This window comes from Nocardioides sp., assembly GCF_035547795.1.
Taxonomy (GTDB): domain Bacteria; phylum Actinomycetota; class Actinomycetes; order Propionibacteriales; family Nocardioidaceae; genus Nocardioides.
In genome coordinates this window covers 1-18,459 of record NZ_DASZUF010000044.1, presented here as the reverse complement: position 1 = coordinate 18,459, position 18,459 = coordinate 1, and the positions used below count along the sequence as shown (strand labels likewise).

The 18,459-nt window shown below is 72.8% G+C and carries 21 protein-coding genes; 4 read left to right on the top strand and 17 right to left on the bottom strand.

Annotated features, from left to right (window positions below; translation table 11 throughout):
• Positions 1-279: 279 nt before the first annotated feature.
• From VHA72_RS03735 to VHA72_RS03720, 4 genes are read right to left on the bottom strand one after another with little or no spacing between them, the layout of a single operon-like run.
• A complete protein-coding gene (locus VHA72_RS03735; RefSeq protein ID WP_325573102.1) occupies positions 280-843 on the bottom strand; it encodes a DUF3558 domain-containing protein in 564 nt (187 codons plus the stop codon).
• Positions 840-2,261, bottom strand: coding sequence for a HAMP domain-containing sensor histidine kinase (locus VHA72_RS03730; RefSeq protein ID WP_325573101.1), 1,422 nt, complete (start codon positions 2,259-2,261; stop codon positions 840-842). The genes VHA72_RS03735 and VHA72_RS03730 overlap by 4 nt, the downstream gene beginning before the upstream one ends.
• A gap of 8 nt (positions 2,262-2,269) precedes the next feature.
• Positions 2,270-2,962 carry a response regulator transcription factor gene (locus VHA72_RS03725; RefSeq protein WP_325573100.1) on the bottom strand — a complete coding sequence of 231 codons (693 nt, stop codon included), beginning with the start codon at positions 2,960-2,962 and terminating at the stop codon, positions 2,270-2,272.
• A 46-nt stretch (positions 2,963-3,008) separates the two neighbouring features.
• A complete protein-coding gene (locus VHA72_RS03720; protein ID WP_325573099.1) occupies positions 3,009-3,401 on the bottom strand; it encodes a hypothetical protein in 393 nt (130 codons plus the stop codon).
• Between VHA72_RS03720 and VHA72_RS03715 the strand changes: the two genes are divergently transcribed.
• Together VHA72_RS03715 and VHA72_RS03710 are read left to right on the top strand one after the other, a co-directional pair.
• Entirely contained in the window at positions 3,400-4,251 is an 852-nt protein-coding gene (locus VHA72_RS03715; protein ID WP_325573098.1) for an AAA family ATPase, read from the top strand. The genes VHA72_RS03720 and VHA72_RS03715 overlap by 2 nt on opposite strands.
• Positions 4,248-5,618 carry a vWA domain-containing protein gene (locus tag VHA72_RS03710; protein ID WP_325573097.1) on the top strand — a complete coding sequence of 457 codons (1,371 nt, stop codon included), beginning with the start codon at positions 4,248-4,250 and terminating at the stop codon, positions 5,616-5,618. Before VHA72_RS03715 ends, VHA72_RS03710 begins: the two co-directional genes overlap by 4 nt.
• Here VHA72_RS03710 and VHA72_RS03705 read toward each other — a convergent pair.
• The 9 genes from VHA72_RS03705 to VHA72_RS03665 all read right to left on the bottom strand — a co-directional run bounded on the left by VHA72_RS03705 (position 5,602) and on the right by VHA72_RS03665 (position 13,267).
• Entirely contained in the window at positions 5,602-7,014 is a 1,413-nt protein-coding gene (locus VHA72_RS03705; protein ID WP_325573096.1) for a glycosyltransferase family 87 protein, read from the bottom strand. The two genes, VHA72_RS03710 and VHA72_RS03705, sit on opposite strands and share 17 nt — an antisense overlap.
• 188 nt (positions 7,015-7,202) lie before the next feature.
• On the bottom strand, positions 7,203-8,489 hold the full coding sequence (locus tag VHA72_RS03700) for a hypothetical protein (RefSeq protein WP_325573095.1): 1,287 nt from the start codon (positions 8,487-8,489) through the stop codon (positions 7,203-7,205).
• Positions 8,489-9,379 (bottom strand): hypothetical protein, encoded by an 891-nt coding sequence (locus VHA72_RS03695; protein ID WP_325573094.1) that lies wholly within the window; start codon positions 9,377-9,379, stop codon positions 8,489-8,491. The genes VHA72_RS03700 and VHA72_RS03695 overlap by 1 nt, the downstream gene beginning before the upstream one ends.
• On the bottom strand, positions 9,379-9,738 hold the full coding sequence (locus tag VHA72_RS03690; RefSeq protein WP_325573093.1) for a hypothetical protein: 360 nt from the start codon (positions 9,736-9,738) through the stop codon (positions 9,379-9,381). Before VHA72_RS03690 ends, VHA72_RS03695 begins: the two co-directional genes overlap by 1 nt.
• 49 nt (positions 9,739-9,787) lie before the next feature.
• Positions 9,788-10,024, bottom strand: coding sequence for a hypothetical protein (locus VHA72_RS03685; RefSeq protein ID WP_325573092.1), 237 nt, complete (start codon positions 10,022-10,024; stop codon positions 9,788-9,790).
• A gap of 6 nt (positions 10,025-10,030) precedes the next feature.
• Positions 10,031-10,258: a hypothetical protein gene (locus VHA72_RS03680; RefSeq protein ID WP_325573091.1), complete on the bottom strand. Its 228-nt coding sequence runs from the start codon at positions 10,256-10,258 to the stop codon at positions 10,031-10,033.
• A gap of 47 nt (positions 10,259-10,305) precedes the next feature.
• Positions 10,306-11,664, bottom strand: a complete 1,359-nt coding sequence (locus VHA72_RS03675) for an alpha/beta hydrolase family protein (RefSeq protein WP_325573090.1) — start codon at positions 11,662-11,664, stop codon at positions 10,306-10,308.
• Complete coding sequence (locus VHA72_RS03670) at positions 11,661-12,020, bottom strand: WXG100-like domain-containing protein (protein WP_325573089.1); 360 nt, start codon at positions 12,018-12,020, stop codon at positions 11,661-11,663. The genes VHA72_RS03675 and VHA72_RS03670 overlap by 4 nt, the downstream gene beginning before the upstream one ends.
• 89 nt (positions 12,021-12,109) lie before the next feature.
• Positions 12,110-13,267, bottom strand: a complete 1,158-nt coding sequence (locus tag VHA72_RS03665) for a pyridoxal phosphate-dependent aminotransferase (RefSeq protein ID WP_325573088.1) — start codon at positions 13,265-13,267, stop codon at positions 12,110-12,112.
• Between the two features lie 52 nt (positions 13,268-13,319).
• On the opposite strand from VHA72_RS03665, the gene VHA72_RS03660 reads away from it, so the two are divergent.
• Positions 13,320-14,804, top strand: a complete 1,485-nt coding sequence (locus VHA72_RS03660; RefSeq protein ID WP_325573087.1) for a potassium/proton antiporter — start codon at positions 13,320-13,322, stop codon at positions 14,802-14,804.
• Positions 14,805-14,846: 42 nt separating this feature from the next.
• Here the strand turns inward: VHA72_RS03660 and VHA72_RS03655 are convergent, their stop codons facing one another.
• Together VHA72_RS03655 and VHA72_RS03650 are read right to left on the bottom strand one after the other, a co-directional pair.
• Entirely contained in the window at positions 14,847-15,350 is a 504-nt protein-coding gene (locus tag VHA72_RS03655; protein WP_325573086.1) for a LytR C-terminal domain-containing protein, read from the bottom strand.
• A 1-nt stretch (position 15,351) separates the two neighbouring features.
• Complete coding sequence (locus VHA72_RS03650) at positions 15,352-15,642, bottom strand: type II toxin-antitoxin system VapB family antitoxin (RefSeq protein WP_325573085.1); 291 nt, start codon at positions 15,640-15,642, stop codon at positions 15,352-15,354.
• A 48-nt stretch (positions 15,643-15,690) separates the two neighbouring features.
• Between VHA72_RS03650 and VHA72_RS03645 the strand changes: the two genes are divergently transcribed.
• On the top strand, positions 15,691-17,271 hold the full coding sequence (locus tag VHA72_RS03645; protein ID WP_325573084.1) for a helicase HerA-like domain-containing protein: 1,581 nt from the start codon (positions 15,691-15,693) through the stop codon (positions 17,269-17,271).
• A 58-nt stretch (positions 17,272-17,329) separates the two neighbouring features.
• Here VHA72_RS03645 and VHA72_RS03640 read toward each other — a convergent pair whose 3' ends face one another.
• Both VHA72_RS03640 and VHA72_RS03635 read right to left on the bottom strand, forming a co-directional pair.
• The gene (locus VHA72_RS03640; protein ID WP_325573083.1) at positions 17,330-17,509 is read right to left on the bottom strand and encodes a hypothetical protein; all 180 of its coding nucleotides are present in this window, start codon (positions 17,507-17,509) and stop codon (positions 17,330-17,332) included.
• A gap of 131 nt (positions 17,510-17,640) precedes the next feature.
• On the bottom strand, positions 17,641-18,459 hold an 819-nt coding region (locus VHA72_RS03635; protein ID WP_325573082.1), incomplete at its 5' end, for an FtsK/SpoIIIE domain-containing protein.

Genomic DNA, 18,459 nt, shown 5'->3' with positions numbered 1-18,459 from the left:
GGCGACCGGCGCTACCTGTCCGAGGGCTCCATGGCCAAGCTCTACGGGACCAGCAATACTGAGCCCGTCGCCGCCATCGAGAGCAGCGACGTGTAGGCACCGAGGATCACCTCAAAGCCCACCACCCCGCGGGGCTCTGTCCCTGCTCCACAGCGACGCCTTCGTCGTGCTCCGACCCCGTCGGGACACACTGTCGCCCGCCGAGATGCGGCTGCTGCACAGCCGTCCGGTGCTGGCCTCCGGCGATGGCCGGAGCCTGCGCCGCGGCGACGGCTCGAGTTAGCTCGTCGGGGCCTTCGCGGAGAGCTGGGTGAGGATGGCGCGGATGGCGCGCTGCATGCGCTTGGCGTGGTACGGCGCCAGCGCGAGGCCGTTGACCGACTGGATGAGCGAGCCGTTCTGCAGGAAGGCCGAGATGGCGAGCGCGGAGGAGGTCTGCTGGGCGACCTCGCGGGCGTCGTCGGCACCGGCGATGTGTGGCTGGGAGACGGTGCCCGCCGGGATCTGCATGGTCTTCCACGCCGCATCGAGGCCGCCGTCGAACCACAGGTAGGACAGCTCGAACGTCGGGCCGCCCTTCTTCACCGGCAGCAGCGCGCAGCGTGGCGCGTCGGCGGTGCCGGTGGTCAGCTTCAGCTTGGCGCCGAGGGCCCGGGAGACCGGCTTGGCGTCGAGGCCGTCGCAGGGGTTGAAGGCCGCCGCCGTTGACGTGGCCGACGGCGTCGTGCCGCCCGACCTGCCCGAGGACGGCGCGGCGGCGGGGCCGGCGGACGGACTCGACGAGCCGCATGCGGCCAGGGCGAGCAGCGGCACCAGCGTCACGGCGGCGACGCGGCGCCTCACGCGCCGATCCCCGTCGATGCACCGGCCGGATCGGACGCGGACGCGCTCGGCGAGCTGCGTGGCATCGGCGTGGCCGCGCCGGGCAGCCGCAGCACGAACCGCGCACCACCGTACGGCGAACGTCCGGCCGAGACCGTGCCCGCATGCCGCTCGGCCACCTGGCGCACGATCGACAGGCCCAGCCCCGAGCCGGGCATGGAGCGCGATTCGGTGGCCCGGTAGAACCGGTCGAACACGTGCGGCAGGTCGGCCGGCGGGATGCCCGGGCCCTCGTCGTCCACTGTCAGCTCACCGTTCTTCAGGGCGACCCGGACGGTGCCGCCGGTTGGAGACCACTTGGCGGCGTTGTCCAGCAGGTTGGTGATCGCCCGCTCCAGGCCAGCCGCCTCGCCGACCACCCACCACGGGTCGGCGTCGACGGACCACTCCAGCGAGGGCGCCCGGCGGCGTACTCGCGTCACGGCATGGTCGAGGACCTCGGGCAGCTCGACGGCCTCGACCACCGGCGGGAGCGGCTCGTCGCGGGCCAGCTCGACCAGGTCGCCGATGAGCGTGGTCAGCTCCTCCATCTGCGCTCGGATGTCGTCGAGCAGCTCGGCGCGCTGCTCGGAGGAGAGAGACTGGTCGGCCTGGGTGAGCAGGTCGATGTTGGTTCGCATCGAGGTCAGCGGCGTGCGCAGCTCGTGGCCGGCGTCGGCGACCAGTTGCTTCTGCCGGTCGCGGGAAGCGGACAGGGCCACCAGCATCTCGTTGAACGACTGCGCCAGCCGGGCGATCTCGTCATCGCCCTCCACCGGGATCGGGGTGAGGTCCTCGGTGCGCGCGATCCGCTCCACGTCGTCGGTCAGCCGGCGCACCGGCCGCAGCCCGCCAGTGGCGACACCCCAGCCGGCCACGCCGGCGGCGATCACGCCGACGATGCCGAGGCTGAGCATCAGCAGGCCGAGGCGGGTCAGGACGTGCTCCTGGGAGGCCAGGGACTGGGCGAGGAGGAGGGCGCTGCCACGTTGCAGTGGCACGGCTGCGACACGGTACGTCATTCCCCCGACCGAGATGGTCCGGATGCTCTGCCGGGCCGTTCCCTGCGCCACGGCCAGCTCGCTCGGCCCATGGGGGAACGCTCGGTCATCCATGTAGGGCATCGAGAGCTGTTGGTTCGCGTCTAGTCTCGCCACCCGCACGTCGCCGGCGCCAATCACCCACGTCGGAATGGTTCCGACGATGGGGTTGTAGCTCTCGGCCGCGATGTGGGCGCGCTGCATCAAGGAACTGTCCGTGGAGGACTGCAGCTGGGCGCGCACGGTGAAGTAGCCGCCGACGGCGAAGAGGGCGACGACGAAGCCGACCGCCAGGGTGGTGAGGAGGGTGACGCGACTGGCCAGTGAGCGCCGGTAGTGCCACCCGGCGAGCATGCTCATCGGGTTCGTCATTCCTTGAGCACGTACCCGACGCCGCGGACGGTGTGGATCAGCCGCGGCTCGTTCTCGGCCTCGGTCTTGCGGCGCAGATAGCCGACGTACACCTCGAGGGAGTTGGCGGTGGTGGGGAAGTCGTAGCCCCACACCTCCTCGAGGATGAACGAGCGCTCCAGCACCCGCCGCGGTCGTCGCAGGAACATCTCCAGCAGCGCGAACTCGGTGCGAGTCAGCTCGATCTGACGGCTTCCACGGGTGACCTCGCGCGAGGCCGTGTTCATGGTCAGGTCGGAGAAGGTGAGCACCTCGTCGGCAGCACCGTCGGCGGGTACGGCGCGGCGCAGCAGCGCCCGGAGCCGGGCCAGCAGCTCCTGCAGCGCGAACGGCTTGGTGAGGTAGTCGTCCGCACCGGCGTCCAGCCCGTCGACCCGGTCGCCGACCGCGTCGCGGGCGGTCAGCACCAGGATGGGCAGGTCGTTGCCCGCCTTGCGCAGTGCCTTGGTGGCCTCGATGCCGTCCAACCGGGGCATCATCACGTCCATCACGACGATGTCGGGGGCGGCGCTCGCGATGCCGGCCAGCGCCTCGGCGCCGTCGGCGGCCATGACCACGTCGTACCCGTTGAACTCCAGGGAGCGGCGCAGCGACTCACGCACGGCCTTGTCGTCATCGACGACGAGGACGCGGGACTTGGCGGTGCTCACGCGAATACTGTGCCACCACCGACTGAGCCTGCGCTGAGAGTCGGCGTCATGAGCCCTGAGATGTCCGCGGGCACAGCGCCACGAAGTAGCCCGGCGCCTTGTGCGCGTAGACCCGCAGCCCGTGGCCGAGACCCACCTGCTTGATCCGGCCGTGCGGCGTCACCACCAGCGCGCCCGGGCCGTGGCAGCGCTGCAACGCGACCGTGCGGGCCACGGTCTGGGTGCCCGGTACGACGGCCGTGCGGGCCAGCTGCGCGGTGACGCCCGGGACCGCCGCGGTGCCGGTGACGGTGGTCGCGGCCGAGACCGGGAGCACCACCAGCGCCGTCAGCGCCACGCCCTTGAACCCGCGCAGGGTGCGGTGGAACACATGCACGTAGGTCTCAACGACGGTGTGGCCGGTTCGTGACGCGGTCGGGTGCGGCAGGATCGTGGCCATGACGTGGTTCTCCTCGCCCAGTGACGCCCTCGACCGGCTCTCCGCGACCGGCTATCTCGCCGACGAGGCGACCGCGACCACCGCGTACCTGGCCGGCGCGCTGGAGAAGCCGGTGCTGATCGAGGGCCCGGCCGGCGTCGGCAAGACGGAGCTGGCCAAGGCGGTGGCCCGCGCGAACGACGCCGACCTGGTCCGGCTGCAGTGCTACGAGGGCCTGGACGAGGCGCGCGCGCTGTACGAGTGGAACTACAAGAAGCAGCTGCTCCGGATCCAGGCCAGCGACGAGTCGTGGCAGGAGGCGCACGACGAGATCTTCAGCGAGGAGTTCCTGCTCACCCGCCCGCTGCTGGCGGCGATCCGGCGGGAGCGGCCGACGGTGCTGCTCATCGACGAGGTCGACAAGACCGACGTGGAGGTCGAGGGCCTGCTGCTGGAGGTGTTGAGCGACTTCCAGGTGACGATCCCCGAGCTGGGCACGATCACGGCGGTACGGCGACCCTTCGTGGTGCTCACCTCCAACGCCGCCCGTGAGCTCTCCGAGGCGGTGAAGCGGCGCTGTCTCTACCTGCACCTGGACTACCCGGTGGCGGAGCGGGAGCGCGCGATCGTCACCCAGCACGTGCCCGACCTCGCCGAGGGCGTGGTGGCACAGCTGGTCGAGGTGGTCGCCCGGCTGCGCGAGCTGGAGCTGAAGAAGGCGCCCTCGATCGCCGAGTCGGTGGACTGGGCCCGCACCCTGATCGCGCTGCAGATCGACTCGCTCGACGCAGCCGCGATCGACCGGACGCTCGGCGTCGTACTCAAGCACGTCTCCGACCAGAACCGGGCCCGCCGGGAGCTGCGACTGTGAGCCTGCTGGACCGGCACATCGCCTTCCTCGAGGCCCTCCGGGCCGCGGGTCTGCCGGTCTCGCTCTCCGAGGACCTGGATGCTGTCGCCGCCCTCGGGGCGGTCGGCTGGTCGTCGCGCACGATGGTGCGCGACGTGTACGCCGCCACCCTGGTCAAGCGGGCCAGCCAGCGGCCGACGTTCGACGCGCTCTTCGAGCTCTACTATCCCCGGCTGGTCGGGGCGCCGGAAGTGACCTCTGAAGGCGCCGAAGGTGACCTCTCGACGTCGGTCGACGGGCCTGGGGCGCTCGCCTCGTTGCAGGAGGAGATCGTGGCGGCGCTCGAGGCCGACGACACCGACCTGCTGCGTCGGCTGGCCGCCGAGGCGGTCGGCCGGCTCGGCGCGATGCCCGGGCGTGGCCCGGGCCTGTCGTCGTGGTCGTCCTACACCGCCCTGCGCCGTCTCGGCGCCGACGACCTGGTGGCCCGGCTGGTGGAGGCGCTACGTGCCGGCGGCTGGACCGAGGAGGAGGCGCAGCGCACTGCCGAGCGCCGGACCGGGTCCTACGTCGAGATGGTGGAGGCCGACGCGCGCCGCCGGATCGCGGAGGAGAAGGGGCCGGGCCACATCGCGCGGGTGACGGTGCGGCCGACCATCGAGCGGCTGGACTTCCTGCATATGCGCCGGGCCGACCTCGACGACCTGCGCCGCGAGCTCTACCCGCTGGCCCGACGGCTGGCGACCCGGCTGGCCCGGGAGCAGCGGTCCCGCCACCGCGGGCCGCTGGACTTCCGTCGTACCGTCCGGGCCTCGATGGCCTCCGGCGGGGTCCCGATCGTCACCCACCACCGACCGAAGCGGCCGCACCGCAGCGAGCTGGTGGTGCTGTGCGACGTGAGCGGCTCGGTGGCCAACTTCGCCTCCTTCACGCTGATGTTGGTCTTCGCGCTGCGTGAGGTGTTCACCAAGGTGCGGGCGTTCACGTTCGTGGACGACGTCACCGAGGTCACCGACCGGTTCCGGCCTGGCGGCGACCTGGTGGAGACGATGACGGAGCTGGTGGCGGCCTCGGCGTACGCCGCCCGGATGGGGCGGACCAACTACGGCCGCGCCTTCGGCCGGTTCGTCGAGCAGCACGCCGATGCGCTGACCCCGAAGACCTCGCTGCTGATCCTCGGCGACGCCCGGTCCAACTACGCCGATCTGCAGCTGCCCGCGCTGCGCGAGATGGTCGACCGCACCCGGCACCAGTGGTGGCTCAACCCGGAGGTGCGGCTGCAGTGGGACACCGGTGACTCCGCCGCGTCACGCTACGGCGCGCTGGTGCCGATGGTGGAGTGCCGCAACCTGACGCAGCTGACGGAGTTCGTCAGGCACTTGGCGTGAGCACGTGCACGATCCCGTCGTTGACGACCTGCGTCCCCAGCGCGGGTACGGCGGACTTGTGCAGGCCGTCGTGTCGGCGACGGGCGACGATCATCGCCGAACCGGAGCGCAGATAGGCGTGCAGCCAGTCCTGATAGGCCAGGTCCTTGCCCCGGCCGACCCGGACGCCGTAGCTGGCACCGGTGACGTCGACGGCGACATCGCAGCCGGCCCGCAGGTCGCTGCTGAGCCGGTTGGCGAGGATCAGCGTGGTGGGGTCGTCGGCGGTGATGCAGCCCTTCGGCAGTGACGCGGTCGCGACCGCCGGGAAGATCCGGCCCTTCGGCTGGGTCGCCACCGCCAGGCCGGAGGCGACCAGCGCCACCACGCCGAGTCCGGCCGCGAAGCGACGGACGGTGACCTGCCGCAGCAGCAGGGACCAGCCGGCCGCGACGGTGACGGCCACCGACGCCGCGGTGAAGTCGCCGTAGTGGTGGAAGACGACCGGGCTGACCAGCAGGACCCCGACGGTGCCGAGCGCCACCGCCGCGACCGGGCGGGTCCGCCGCTCGCGCAGGCACACCACCAGCGCGACCGCGAAGACCGCGGTGGCCAGCGCGGTGATCACGTGCCCGAGATTCGGGGACACACCCAGGGCGCGGCCGCCGACGGCGGTCCCGAGCCGGTCGATCACCGACGTCCTGCCATGCCGCGGGCGGCTGAGCTGGTCGAAGACCACCATGTGCCACATCTCGCGGGGAGCGAGGGCGAAGAACGGCAGCAGGATCGCGGTCGCCGCCGCGACGGCGACGCCGCCCGCCCGGGCCGCGCTGGCCCGGCGGCGGTCGAGCAGCGTGGCGATCAGGACGGCGCCGACCGGCACGACGTACCAGATCTTGCCGGTCAGGGCGATGCCCAGCAGCAGGCCGGCAACCAAGTCGCGCCGCGGTCGCACCCGGTCGCCGCTCAGCAGCACCACACCGCCGAACATCGCCAGGTCGGCGGCGGGCTCGATGAACGTGGTCTGGGCGGCGTAGCCGGCGCTGGCCGAGCAGGCGAACCACAGCCCGGCGACGAGCGCGGCCGGGGTGCCCCAGCGGCCGGCGTAGCGCGCGACCAGGACCGCGGTGGCGGCGCCCAGCAGCATCCAGGTGATCCGGGCCGCGACCAGGCCGGTCGGGTCGCTGGTGAGCCGGCCCAGCAGGGTGAACGGGAGCAGCACCAGGGTGATCAGCGGCGGGTGCAGCAGCACGAAGTCGCGGTAGGGCAGCCGGCCGTCGAGCAGGGACGCCGAGGCGGTGTAGTAGACGCCGTCGTCGTACCTGCCCCAGAAGCGCAGACCGCCGCCGGTGAGGATCGGCGTCAGCCGGACCGACAACGCCACGACGCCGACCACGCCCAGCACCCACCGTCGCACGGTGCCGATGGTGACACCCGATCCGCTCGCTGAGGAGGGTTTCCGCCCGGCTGGTCAGGTTGCTGGGGGCCGCCGGTCAGGCTGCCTCGTTCCCAAGTGTCACCGTGACACTTGGGGCGTGGAGTGACAGTTGCGAAGTGTCACTCGACGCGCGAACTATCACGGTGACAGTTTGGAGAGGCGGCGGCTCAGGCCAGGTAGCCCAGCCCGCGCAGCCGGTCCAGCTCGGCGCGCACCTCCGGATGCGGGGCGGCGTCGACCAGCCGGCCGCCCGCGACGTAGCGGTCCTCGCCCGGGGCGGCGTCGTAGACGACGGTGAGCCGGTGCGAGGAGCCGGCGTTGACCAGGCTGCCCAGCAGCGCCACCGGGTCGTTGCGGTCCTCCAGCGCCAGCACCCGGGTCGACTCCGGGACGCGCGGCGCGTGCGCGGTCGGGGAGCCGACGGTGACGACCTGGTCGACCACGAACCCCTCGTGCGGGCTGGCCGCCAGGGTCGCCGCCGTCGCACCACCGGCCGCGGCGCCTACCAGCATCACCCGGGCGCCCGGCTCGACGGTCTCGGTGATGGTGCGCGCCGCATCGGCGGCGTACGACGTCAGGTCGCCGCTGACCAGCCGCAGCCGGCCCGCCCCGGCGTTCGCGGCGACGTGCGGCCCGGGCAGGTAGGCGATGTAGCGGCCCGGCGCGGTCGGCCGCACCGACACCGAGGTGGTCACCTGGGCGAGGGTGCCGATCAGATCGGCGATGCCCTGCGGCGTGGCGGTCGGCCCCGTCGGCCCCGTCGGCGCCTCGGTCGCCGGCGCCGGTGGCTCCTCCAGCAGGTCGGCCGCGGCGTCCCGGATCGCTGCCCCGGCGTCGACCGGGAACGGCGCCACGCCGACCGCGCGCAACCCGCCGGCCGCCGCGAGCGGCAGCGCGTCGCCGCTCGGCATGGCGGCGGTCAGCAGCGCCCGCAGCTGCAGGCTGTCCAGCAGCGGACCGCCGCCGGAGGTGATGTGCTCCATCAACTCCGGATTGGCCGCGGCCAACTCGCCGAGGTAGGCGGCGACGCCGTCACGGTCGAGTGCGTCGGTCTCGATCACGCCGGCCGAGACCAGCGAGCCGCCGAGCTCCACCTCCGGTGCCAGGAAGCCGATCGCTCGGCCGGCGACCTGGCCCAGCGAGCGGTAGGCGGCGGTCTGCAGCTCGTCGATCCAGCGATAGGTCAGCACCGTCGCCCGTACGGCGAGGGCGTCGGCGTCCATCTCCAGGGAACGGCCGAGCAGGCCGCCCCGGCCGAGTGCGGCGGCCTCGAGCGACTCGGTGGTCTCCTCGTAGGTGCGCGGGGAGAGCTCGGCGGAGTCGGTCACGTCCGGGTCGCGCAACACGTCCTGGGCGACCCGCGCCCAGCCGCGCAGCTGCTCGCCGACCGCGTCGAAGCCGTCGGCCAGCCGGAGCATCTCCTCGTACGTCTCCTCGCTCAGGCCGCCCGCCATCAGGCCACCTCCGCCAGCAGCGGTGCGAGCTCGGCGGCGAGTGCCTCGGGCTCGACCAGGGCGATCTCGATCTCGGCGGCACCGTCGTCGCCGCGGCGGGGCCGGACCGCATGCCAGCCGTCGGCCAGCAGCGTCCACGACGCCACCCCGATCGGCCGCGGGTCGGCGTCCACGGTGGTGACCAGCGCCCGCAGCCGGCCCTGGGCCTCGCCCGCCAGGGCGGTGAGCACGACGCCGAGCGCGGGATCGCCGGCCACGATCGGGACCAGCTCCGGCCGACCGGAGCGGACCGCCTCGACGGCCGCGTCGACGGTCTCCAGCGGGACCTGCAGCAGTGTCGGCACCGAGGAGGGCCGCAGCGTGATGTCCTCGGGCAGCGCCGCCGCCCGGCCCAGCTCGGCCGGCCAGGCCGAGGTCGAGAACCAGGACAGCTCGAAGACCAGCCCGTCCACGGTGGCGAGCGTCGCGACCGCGTCGTCACGCTGCCGGTGCCAGGCGTGTGCTCGCACCCCGCCGGCAGCGACGTCGAGGTCGACCGCGGTTCGCGGCGCGGCGAGCAGGCCCCGGGCACCGGCGATCCCGGGGGCGGCGGCGCTGTCGGCGAGGAGGCCGCGCGGGCCCCGCGACTCGGTCGGGTCGCCGAGGGCGGTCAGCGCGGCGGCGTACGCGCTGTCCTGGGTCGCCCGCGCGCTGGGCCCCAGCCGGGAGGCGAGCCCGTTCGTCGACACGGTCGACCCGGCCGGCGTGACGACGTCGAAGGGGAGCGGCGCGCCGGGGCGCTCGGCGAGGAGGCGCAGCTCCGGCAGGGTCAGGCCGACGCGGCGCGGCACGCCGTCCCAGGCATCCCAGCTCTCGGGCGCCGTGGGCGTGCCGAGGTCGATGGTGACCATCAGAGACTGACCTCGAGCCAGCCCTTGTGGCCCGGCGCCGGCAGCACCATGTCGGGGAGCGCACCGTCGGCGGCCAGTGCGTCGGCCCGGCGCTGCGCGGCGGCGATCGCGTCCTTGCGCCGCTCGACCTCGAGCAGGTGTCGCTCCAGTACGTCGGCGGCCTGGTCCTGCCGCTCCGCCGAGCCGCGCAGGGCCGCGGCCCGGTCGCGGATCCGGGAGCGCAGCGCCTCGGCCGCCCGGCCCGGCCACCGCACCCCGTCGGCACGCGCCCCCAGCCGGTCGGCCGCCGCCCGCAGGTCGCCGGCCTGCTCGCGCAGCCGGCCCACGTGGGCGCGCATCACTTCGATGTCGCCGTACATGCCCTGGCTCCTTCCCGCGCGGCGACCCACCGAAACGCAGGCGCGGTCCTCAGTTGCCGAAGCGTTGCTGGGCGGCCTGGCGGCTGGTCTCGAGGGCCGCCCCGATGATGGTCCAGGAATCGCCCGCCTCCCGGGCCGCCGCGACCGCCTCGCGCAGCTCGTCCTCGGCCGCCGCGAGCGCCCGGCGGGCAGCGATGATCCGCCGGAAGTGGACGGCGTCGCGCGCGGGGTGTGTCGCCGGATCCAGCTGGTCGAGTCCAGTCTCGTCGGTGTGTGTCAATGCCATGTCTGATCACCTCAGGTAGTCGTAGAACTTCGGGCGGAGCCGGTCGGCGTGGAGGATCCGCTCCGGTTGAGTGGGCGGCACCGCGACCAGCTCGAGCAGTTGCCCAGACGGGCTCGGCCCGATCACCAGCAGGCGGTCCTCGCCGCCGTAGTCGTACTCGACGAGACGGATGGCGTGCGCCCAGCAGTGCTCGATCTCGGTCATGGTGATGCCGTGCTTCAGTGCTGATGTCATGACGTCCACTGTCAACTCTACATTGACATTCGAATCGGTCAACCCACTCACCGCACGCGCGTGATCTGGAACATCCGACTGCTCACCTCCTGGCCCGGTGCGAAGAAGCCGCCGAGGCTGGCCAGGCTGGCACGGATCCTCGGGTCGGTGGAGGCGTCGACGGCGGCGGCGCCCTCGGTGTAGTGGGTGAAGGAGTGGTTGTCGACGACTCCCTCGACCGAGGTCTCGAAACGCACCGTGACCTGCTGCGGCGTCTCGGGCGCGGGCGCGCCGGCCAGCTCGGGCACGACGTCGCCGACGTGCTCCAGCGAGAGCACGTGCGAGCCGGCGGGGAAGCCGTGCACCTGCGCGGTCGGCGAGCCGAGGGTGACCACGTTGGTGACGTCGTACGGCGTGCCGTGGGAGAGCAGCGCGACCGCCTCCATCCCGCCCTGGCTGTGCCCGGCCAGCAGCACCGGCTCGCCAGGCGCGATGCCAGCGTCCTTCATGGCGGCCAGGATGCCGACGCCGTACGCCGTCGGCTGGTCGCCGATGAGCCGCAGGTTCTCCCGCATGTCGCGCACCTGGGTGTCGTCGCTGAACGGGTCCATGTCGTCGGTGCCGGGCAGGTAGACGACGTGCCGGACGGTGCCGTCGGGTGCGGTCAGGGTCTGGATCTCGATGGTGCCGTCGTTCTCCGGGTGCTGCTGGTCGGAGAGGTCGCTGAGCTGGGCGAGGTGGTCGGCCAGGTCCGCGACGTCGCGCGGCTGGGTGCCGCTGTCGTCGACCCGCACCGGCACCGGCACGGTGCGGACCGGCGTCTCCGGGCCGCGCAGCCCGGCCAGGAAGCGGGCCGCCGTGGCCGCGCCGCCCACGCCGCCGACGAGGCCGCCGGTGAACGCGACCGCGTCGCGCACGCCGCCGGCGTGGTGGGTCGCCCACGACGCCAGCCGCGGCCCGGCCGCCTCGTAGCCGAGGATTCCCACGGCGCCGGCCGCCAGGCCGAGCCCCACCTCGTCGGCCAGCGGCAGCGCCCGTACGCCGGATCCGAGCAGCGCACCGAGCCCCTGCCACAGTCGCGCCTCGTGCTGCTCGTCGGTCAGCCGGACCGTCTCGATCGCGGCCGTGGTCGCGGCCGCCAGCGCCTCCCACTCGGCTGCGGCAGGGACGAGCCCGTGCGGGCCGGTGGCCGCGGCCAGCACGGCGGCCTCCGCCTCGGCGAACGTGAGCGGCGAGAGCACCGCCGAGGCGACCAGGTCCGGATCGGTCATGGTGGCCGCGCCCAGCGCCGACCAGCCCAGCAGCCGCGCTCCGGCGGCGGCGTAGCAGGCGGCCAGGTCCTCGACCTCGTCGTACCGCGCGGCGAGGCGCAGGCCGCCGCCGACTGCCACGATCGCGGCGGGCTCGCCGGCCTCGGGGCGGCTCATGCCGCGCTCCGCAGCCAGTGCGGGACGTGCACGTGGACGGGCCTGCCGAGGTGGAGGCCGAGCCGGTGCAGCGCGCCGGTGACCAGGTGCTCGGCCCGCTCGATCTCCTCCAGTGTGCCGGCCACGGCCCGGGCGTGCCGCTCCAGCGCGTGCGCGGCGTCGTCGTGCAGCGCGGCGGTGCGCCGCAGGCCGCCCGCGCCGGCACGGGCTCGGGCCCGCATCGCGTCGGCCGCCTGTCCGGTCCAGGCGACCGTCTCGCCGCGTGCGGCCAGCCGATCGGCCTGAGCGCGGATCTGCTCCGCCCGGTGCCGCAGGGCACGGGCCAGGGCACGGATCCGGTCGGGATCTCCGTACATCTCCTACCTCCTGGGTGTCGTGCCGTCCTACTGGCACGCTCCCCGCCCGAGAGGCGCGGAAACCGGCGCTCGCGCGCCCTGTGGAGAACTCAGACCACGTCGGCCAGCCGATCCAGGGCGGCGTCGATCTCGGCACCGTCGCCGGCGAAGCTGAGCCGCACGAAGCGGCTCCCGACCGCGGTGTCGAAGTCGATGCCGGGCGCCACCGCGACTCCCGTGGTCGCCAGCAGGTGATGCGCCCAGGCCATGGTGTCGTCGGTGAGGTGGCCGACGTCGGCGTAGACGTAGAACGCGCCGTCGGCGGGCGCCAGCCGGTCGATGCCGAGTCGGGGCAGCCCGTCGAGGAGCAGCGCGCGGTTGGCGGCGTAACGGGCGACGTGGCCGTCCAGCTCGGCATAGGACTCCGGCGTGAACGCCGCGATCGCGGCACGCTGGGCCAGCACCGGCGGGCAGATGGTGAAGTTGCCGGTGAGTACGTCGACGGCACGGTGCAGCCGCTCGGGGACGAGCATCCAGCCGATCCGCCACCCGGTCATCGAGAAGTACTTGGAGAAACTGGCGAAGACGACCGCCTCCCGGCTGGTCTCCCAGGCGCTGGCCGCGCGGGTGCCGCCGTACTGGATGCCGTGGTAGATCTCGTCGGAGATCAACTGGACGCCGGACTCCTCGCACCAGCGCGCGATCGCCGCCAGCTCCTCGGGCGGCATCATGGTGCCGGTCGGGTTGGCCGGGCTGGCTACCACCACGCCCCGGAGGTCCGGCACTCGCTCCAGCTGCGCCACGGTGGGCTGGAAGCGATTCTCCGGGCTGCCGGGCAACTCCACCACCTCGCAGCCGAGCGCTGTCAGCACGTTGCGGTAGCAGGGGTAATTGGGCCGCGCCATCGCCACCCGGTCACCGGGCTCGAAGGCCGCCAGGAACGCCAGCAGGAAGCCGCCGCTGGCCCCGGTGGTGACCACCACGTCGGGCGCCGAGACGTCGATGCCGTGCACCCGTCGCTCGTGCGCCGCGATGGCCTCGCGCAGCTCGAGGATCCCGATGGCCGGGGTGTACCCGAGCGGGTCACCGCTGCCCAGCAGTCGCACCGCCTCCTGCGCGACCGGCCCCGGGGCGCCGGTCGAGGGCTGGCCGGAGAGCAGGTTGAGCGCGTCGCCGTACTCCCGCTGTCGGCGGGTCGCCGCCTCGATCATGTCCATGACGTGGAAGGGCGGCACGTTCGCGCGCTGGGCGACGGCGAGACGGTTCATAGAGGCGACGGTATCGATAGGCTGGGGTCCCGCCGCCCCGAAACGAGGTGACATGAGCGTTCACGAGCTCGACACGTTCCTGCTCGTGGGCTCTGCGGTCACCCTGTGCGCGATCCTCGCGGTGCGACTCACCTCGCTGGCCGGGCTGCCCTCGCTGCTCGCCTACCTCCTGATGGGGGTCGTGCTGGGCGAGTCGGGGCTCGGGATCGACTTCGACAACGCCGAGCTTGCGCATGCGCTCGGGTTCGCCGCGCTCGCGCTGATCCTCGCCGAGGGCGGTGTCACCACCTCGTGGGGCTCGCTGCGGCCCTCGATGCGGCTGGGCATCTCGCTGGCCACGGTCGGGGTGGCGGTCTCGGTGGCGGTGATGGCGCTCGGCGCGCACCTCCTGCTCGGGCTGTCCTGGCAGCTGTCGGTGCTTCTGGGCGCGGTCACCTCGCCGACCGACGCCGCGGCGGTGTTCTCGGTGCTGCGGGTGGTGCCGCTGCCGCGCCGGCTGGTCGGTGCGCTCGAGGCCGAGTCGGGCCTCAACGACGCCCCGACGGTCGTGCTGGTCACCCTGATCTCCTCCGGCGGCGTGCACGACCATCCGTGGTACGTCGTGGTCGGCATCGTGGCCGGTGAGCTCGTCGGCGGCATCGTGCTCGGCCTGCTCGTCGGCGTCGCCGGCGCCTGGCTGCTGCGCCGGGCCGCGCTGCCGTCCTCGGGCCTCTACTCGCTGGCGGTCCTGGCACTGTGCTTCCTCGGGTACGGCGCGGCCGCCGGGGTCCATGTCAGCGGATTCGCCGCCATCTACGTGGCGGCCCTGGTGCTGGGCAACGCCGAGCTGCCGCACCGTCAGGTCACCCGCGGCTTCGCCGAGGGCGTGGCATGGCTGGCCCAGATCGGGCTGTTCGTGATGCTCGGCCTGCTGCTCTCGCCCGACACGCTGACCTGGCCGATCGTCGGTGAGGCGCTGGTCGCCGGGCTGGTGCTGACGTTCGTGGCGCGGCCGGTCGCGGTGCTGATCGCGATGCTGGTCCAGCCGCTGGGGCTGCGCGGGGCGGCGTTCCTGTCGTGGGCTGGGCTGCGCGGGGCGGTGCCCGTCGTACTCATGACCATTCCGATGGCCGAGGGCGAGCCGGGTGCCGGCCGGCTGTTCGACCTGGTCTTCGTGCTGGTGGTGGTCTACACGCTGTTGACCGCGCCGACGCTGCCCGCGGCCGCGCGGCTGCTCGGCCTGGCGCAGCCGCTGGACCCGCGCGCGTTCGAGCTGGAGGTGGCCCCGCTGGAGCGGATCGCGGCCGACCTGCTGCAGATCACCATCACGCCTCGCTCGCGGCTGCACGGCGTCGAGGTCGGGGAGCTGCGCCTGCCGCGCGGGGCGAGCGTGTCGATGGTGATCCGCGACGGCGAGTCGATCCCGGCCGAGCCGCGCACGGTGCTGCGCCGCGGCGACGACCTGCTCGTGGTCGCCCCGCGGGCACTGCGGGAGCGGACCGAGCGCCGGCTGCGCCAGGTGTCCCGGCACGGGCGGCTGGCGGGCTGGGTCAGCTGAGGGTGCTGGTTGACCTGCATACCTCGGTGAGCAGACGGGGCCTCAGCTGAGCGCGGGGCTGCAGATCGTCGCGTCCTTGCTGGCGGTGATCGACTTCGGACCCTGGCCGACGTCCTTGAACTTGTCGCCGACCACCACGACCACGCCCGGCTCGGTCACCTGACGGCGCACCACCTTGACGCCCGGCAGCCAGGCCTTGACCAGCGCCACCGCCGGGCTGCTCGGGTCGGGCGTCCAGATCTGCGCGACCGACACGGAGGTGCCCTTGGGTGCGTTGCCGGAGTCGCCGGCGCCGAAGCCACCGGTCGTCAGCGACGACATGGTGCGCCCGGCCAGGCCCTCGCGGCGGGACGCGTTGAGCACGCTGACCGTCACCTGGGCCGGAAAGACGTGGTCACCGGCCTTGACCGTGGCCGCCGTACAGACCGGGGCGGGCTCCTTCTTCGGCAGCGGCGCCGTCAGCTTCGCCCAGCCCCAGGCGCCTGCCAGGACGACGAGGAGCGCCAGGACCGCCAGGGTCAGCAGCGTGCGGGCACCGGAGAGCATGTCAGAGAGTGTGCACCCTCGCGTGCAGGACGTGACGCTGCTGCAATGCGGCTCGCAGCGCCCGGTGCAGCCCGTCCTCGAGGTAGTACTCGCCCTGCCACTCCACCACGTGGGCGAACAGGTCGCCGTAGAACGTGGAGTCCTCGTCCAGCAGCGAGGTGAGCTGGAGGGTGTCCTTGGTGGTGACGAGGTCGTCGAGGCGGATCGGACGCGGCGGCAGCTCGGCCCACTGCTTCGCCGTCAGCCCGTGATCGGGATAGGGGCGGCCCGAGCCCACACGCTTGAAGATCACCACGCGACCTTATCGCCAAGCCCCAGCCGCCCACCTAGGCTTCGAGCCATGACTGACACACCGGCGGAGCAGACCGCAGCTCGTGGGGGAGCCACTGACAGTCCGATCGCCCAGGCCGTTGCGCCCGGCTACGCGTTCGAGGGTACGGCGCTCGAGCTCGGCGGGCTGATGATCGACGAGAAGACCCAGGCCGACGTCCACATCAAGATCCCGATCGGGATGCTGAATCGTCACGGCCTGGTGGCCGGCGCGACCGGTACCGGCAAGACCAAGACGCTGCAGATGATGGCCGAGCAGCTGTCCTCGGCCGGCGTGCCCGTCTTCGCGGCCGACATCAAGGGCGACCTCTCCGGCCTGGCGGTGCCGGGCCAGGCCAGCGACGCGCTCACCGCCCGGGCGAAGTCCGTCGGGCAGGACTGGCAGGCGCGGGGCTTCCCGGTCGAGTACTACGCGCTCGGCGGCCAGGGCACCGGCATCCCGGTGCGGGTCACGATGACGTCCTTCGGCCCCACCCTGCTGAGCAAGGCGCTCGGCCTCAACGACACCCAGGAGTCCTCGCTCGGACTGGTCTTCCACTACGCCGACCAGGCCGGCCTGCCACTGCTGGACCTGGCCGACCTGCGGGCCGTGTTGCAGTTCCTGACCAGTGACGACGGCAAGGCGGAGCTGGCCGGCCTCGGCGGCCTGTCGAGCGCGACGGCGGGCGTCATCCTGCGCGAGCTGATCTCCTTCTCCGACCAGGGTGGCGACGCGTTCTTCGGCGAGCCGGAGTTCGAGACCGCCGATCTGCTGCGGACCGACCCGTCCGGCAAGGGCCTGATCTCGCTGATGGAGCTGCCGAACGTGCAGGACCGGCCGGCGGTGTTCTCGACGTTCCTGATGTGGCTGCTGGCCGACCTGTTCCACGAGTTGCCCGAGGTCGGCGACGCCGACAAGCCGAAGCTGGTCTTCTTCTTCGACGAGGCGCACCTGCTCTTCGCCGACGCCTCGAAGGAGTTCCTGCAGCAGATCACGCAGACCGTGCGGCTGATCCGGTCCAAGGGCGTGGGCGTGGTCTTCGTGACGCAGTCGCCGACCGACGTACCCGACGACGTGCTCGCCCAGCTCGGCAGCCGGGTCCAACACCAGTTGCGCGCCGCCACCCCGAACGACGCCAAGGCGCTCAAGGCCACCGTCAACACCTACCCGACCTCGGCGTACGACGACCTCGGCAAGGTGATCCAGACGCTCGGCATCGGCGAGGCGATCGTGACGGTGATGAACGAGCGCGGCGCCCCGACCCCGGTGGCGTGGACCAAGCTGCGCGCCCCCGAGTCGCTGATGGGTCCCCACGACCCGGCCGCGATGGAGGCCCTGGTCAAGGCCAGCCCCAGCTACGCGAAGTACGCCGAGGTCGTCGACCGCGAGTCGGCCCGGGAGAAGCTGGCCGCGAAGATGGACGCCGGTGCGGCCAAGGCCGACGAGGAGGCCGTCGCCCAGGGCAAGCCGCCGGTCTCGAAGCCGGCCAAGCCGGTCAAGCACGAGAAGAGCACGGTGGAGAAGATCGTCACCTCCAGTGCGTTCAAGCAGGCGATGAACACCGCCGCACGGGAGGTCGTGCGCGGCATCTTCGGCACCCGCCGCCGCTGACTACGCCGAAGGGGCGGCCCCGTGCGTAACGGAGCCGCCCCTTTCGCGTCGTCGGCGATCAGGCCGACCAGCGCAGCGAGTCGTCGACCAGGTCGGCGAACGCGTGGGTGCCACGCAGGTCCTCGCGCTCCGCCATCAGCTTGGCCAGGGCGGTCGCGTGTCGCTCCCGCAGGCTGGCCCGCTGCTGGGCGACGCGGTCCTGCTCGACGTCCCGGTGGGTCGTGGTGGGGTTCTCCATCTCGGCCTCCTGAGCGTGGGTGGGTGGGTTGTCTGTCGGCTTCCAGCGTGGTCGACGAAAGTCGCCAACAGGTTGTTGGAACGTTACAACTAGGTGTCCTTTAAGTCAACTTAAATACTAGATTTAAGCGCTCAGAGGGTGGGCTCGGACCAGGCCAGCTGGACCACCTCGGCGCCGCGGTCGCGGGTGATGATCCGGGCCCGTCCCGGCGGGGCCGGCACCGCCCGCACGTTGCCGATCAGCTGACCCTCGGCCGGGTCGCCGGAGAGCAGCACCCCCGGCATCGCCAGGTCGCGCATGGTCTGGATGATCGGCTCGTACAGCGACCGCGAGGCGCCGCCGGCCCGGCGGGCGACGACCAGGTGCAGGCCGGTGTCGCGGGCCTGTGCCAGCAGCGGCTGGAGCACATGCACCGGCGAGCCCTGCTGGGTCGCGACCAGGTCGTAGTCGTCGACCAGCACGAACACCTCCGCCCCGGTCCACCAGTTCCGGTTGCGCAGCTGCTCGGGGGTCACGTCCGGGCCCGGCAGCCGGCTCTCCAGGTACGACGCCAGGTCCTTCAGGGCCGGCGCCGCCTGGGTCGCGGAGGTCAGGTAGTTGAGCAGGTACTCGTCCGGGATCTCGCCCAGCAGCGAGCGGCGGTAGTCGACCACGACCAGCTGGGCCTGCTTCGGCGTACGGGTGCGCATGATCTCGCGGGCGTAGGCGCGCAGCAGCGCGCTCTTGCCGGACTGGCCGTCGCCGAAGACGAGCAGGTGCGGCTCGGTGTCGGGGTCGATCGAGACCGGCGCCAGCTCGCGCTCGTTGATGCCGACCAGCAGCCGCGAGCCGGGCGCCTCGGCGGAGACGCCGGCCATCGAGCGGACGTCGTCCAGCTTGATCTGCTCGGGCAGCAGCCGCAGCTTCGGCCCGGCGGGACCGGTCCAGGCCGCGCTGACCTTGGTGATCAG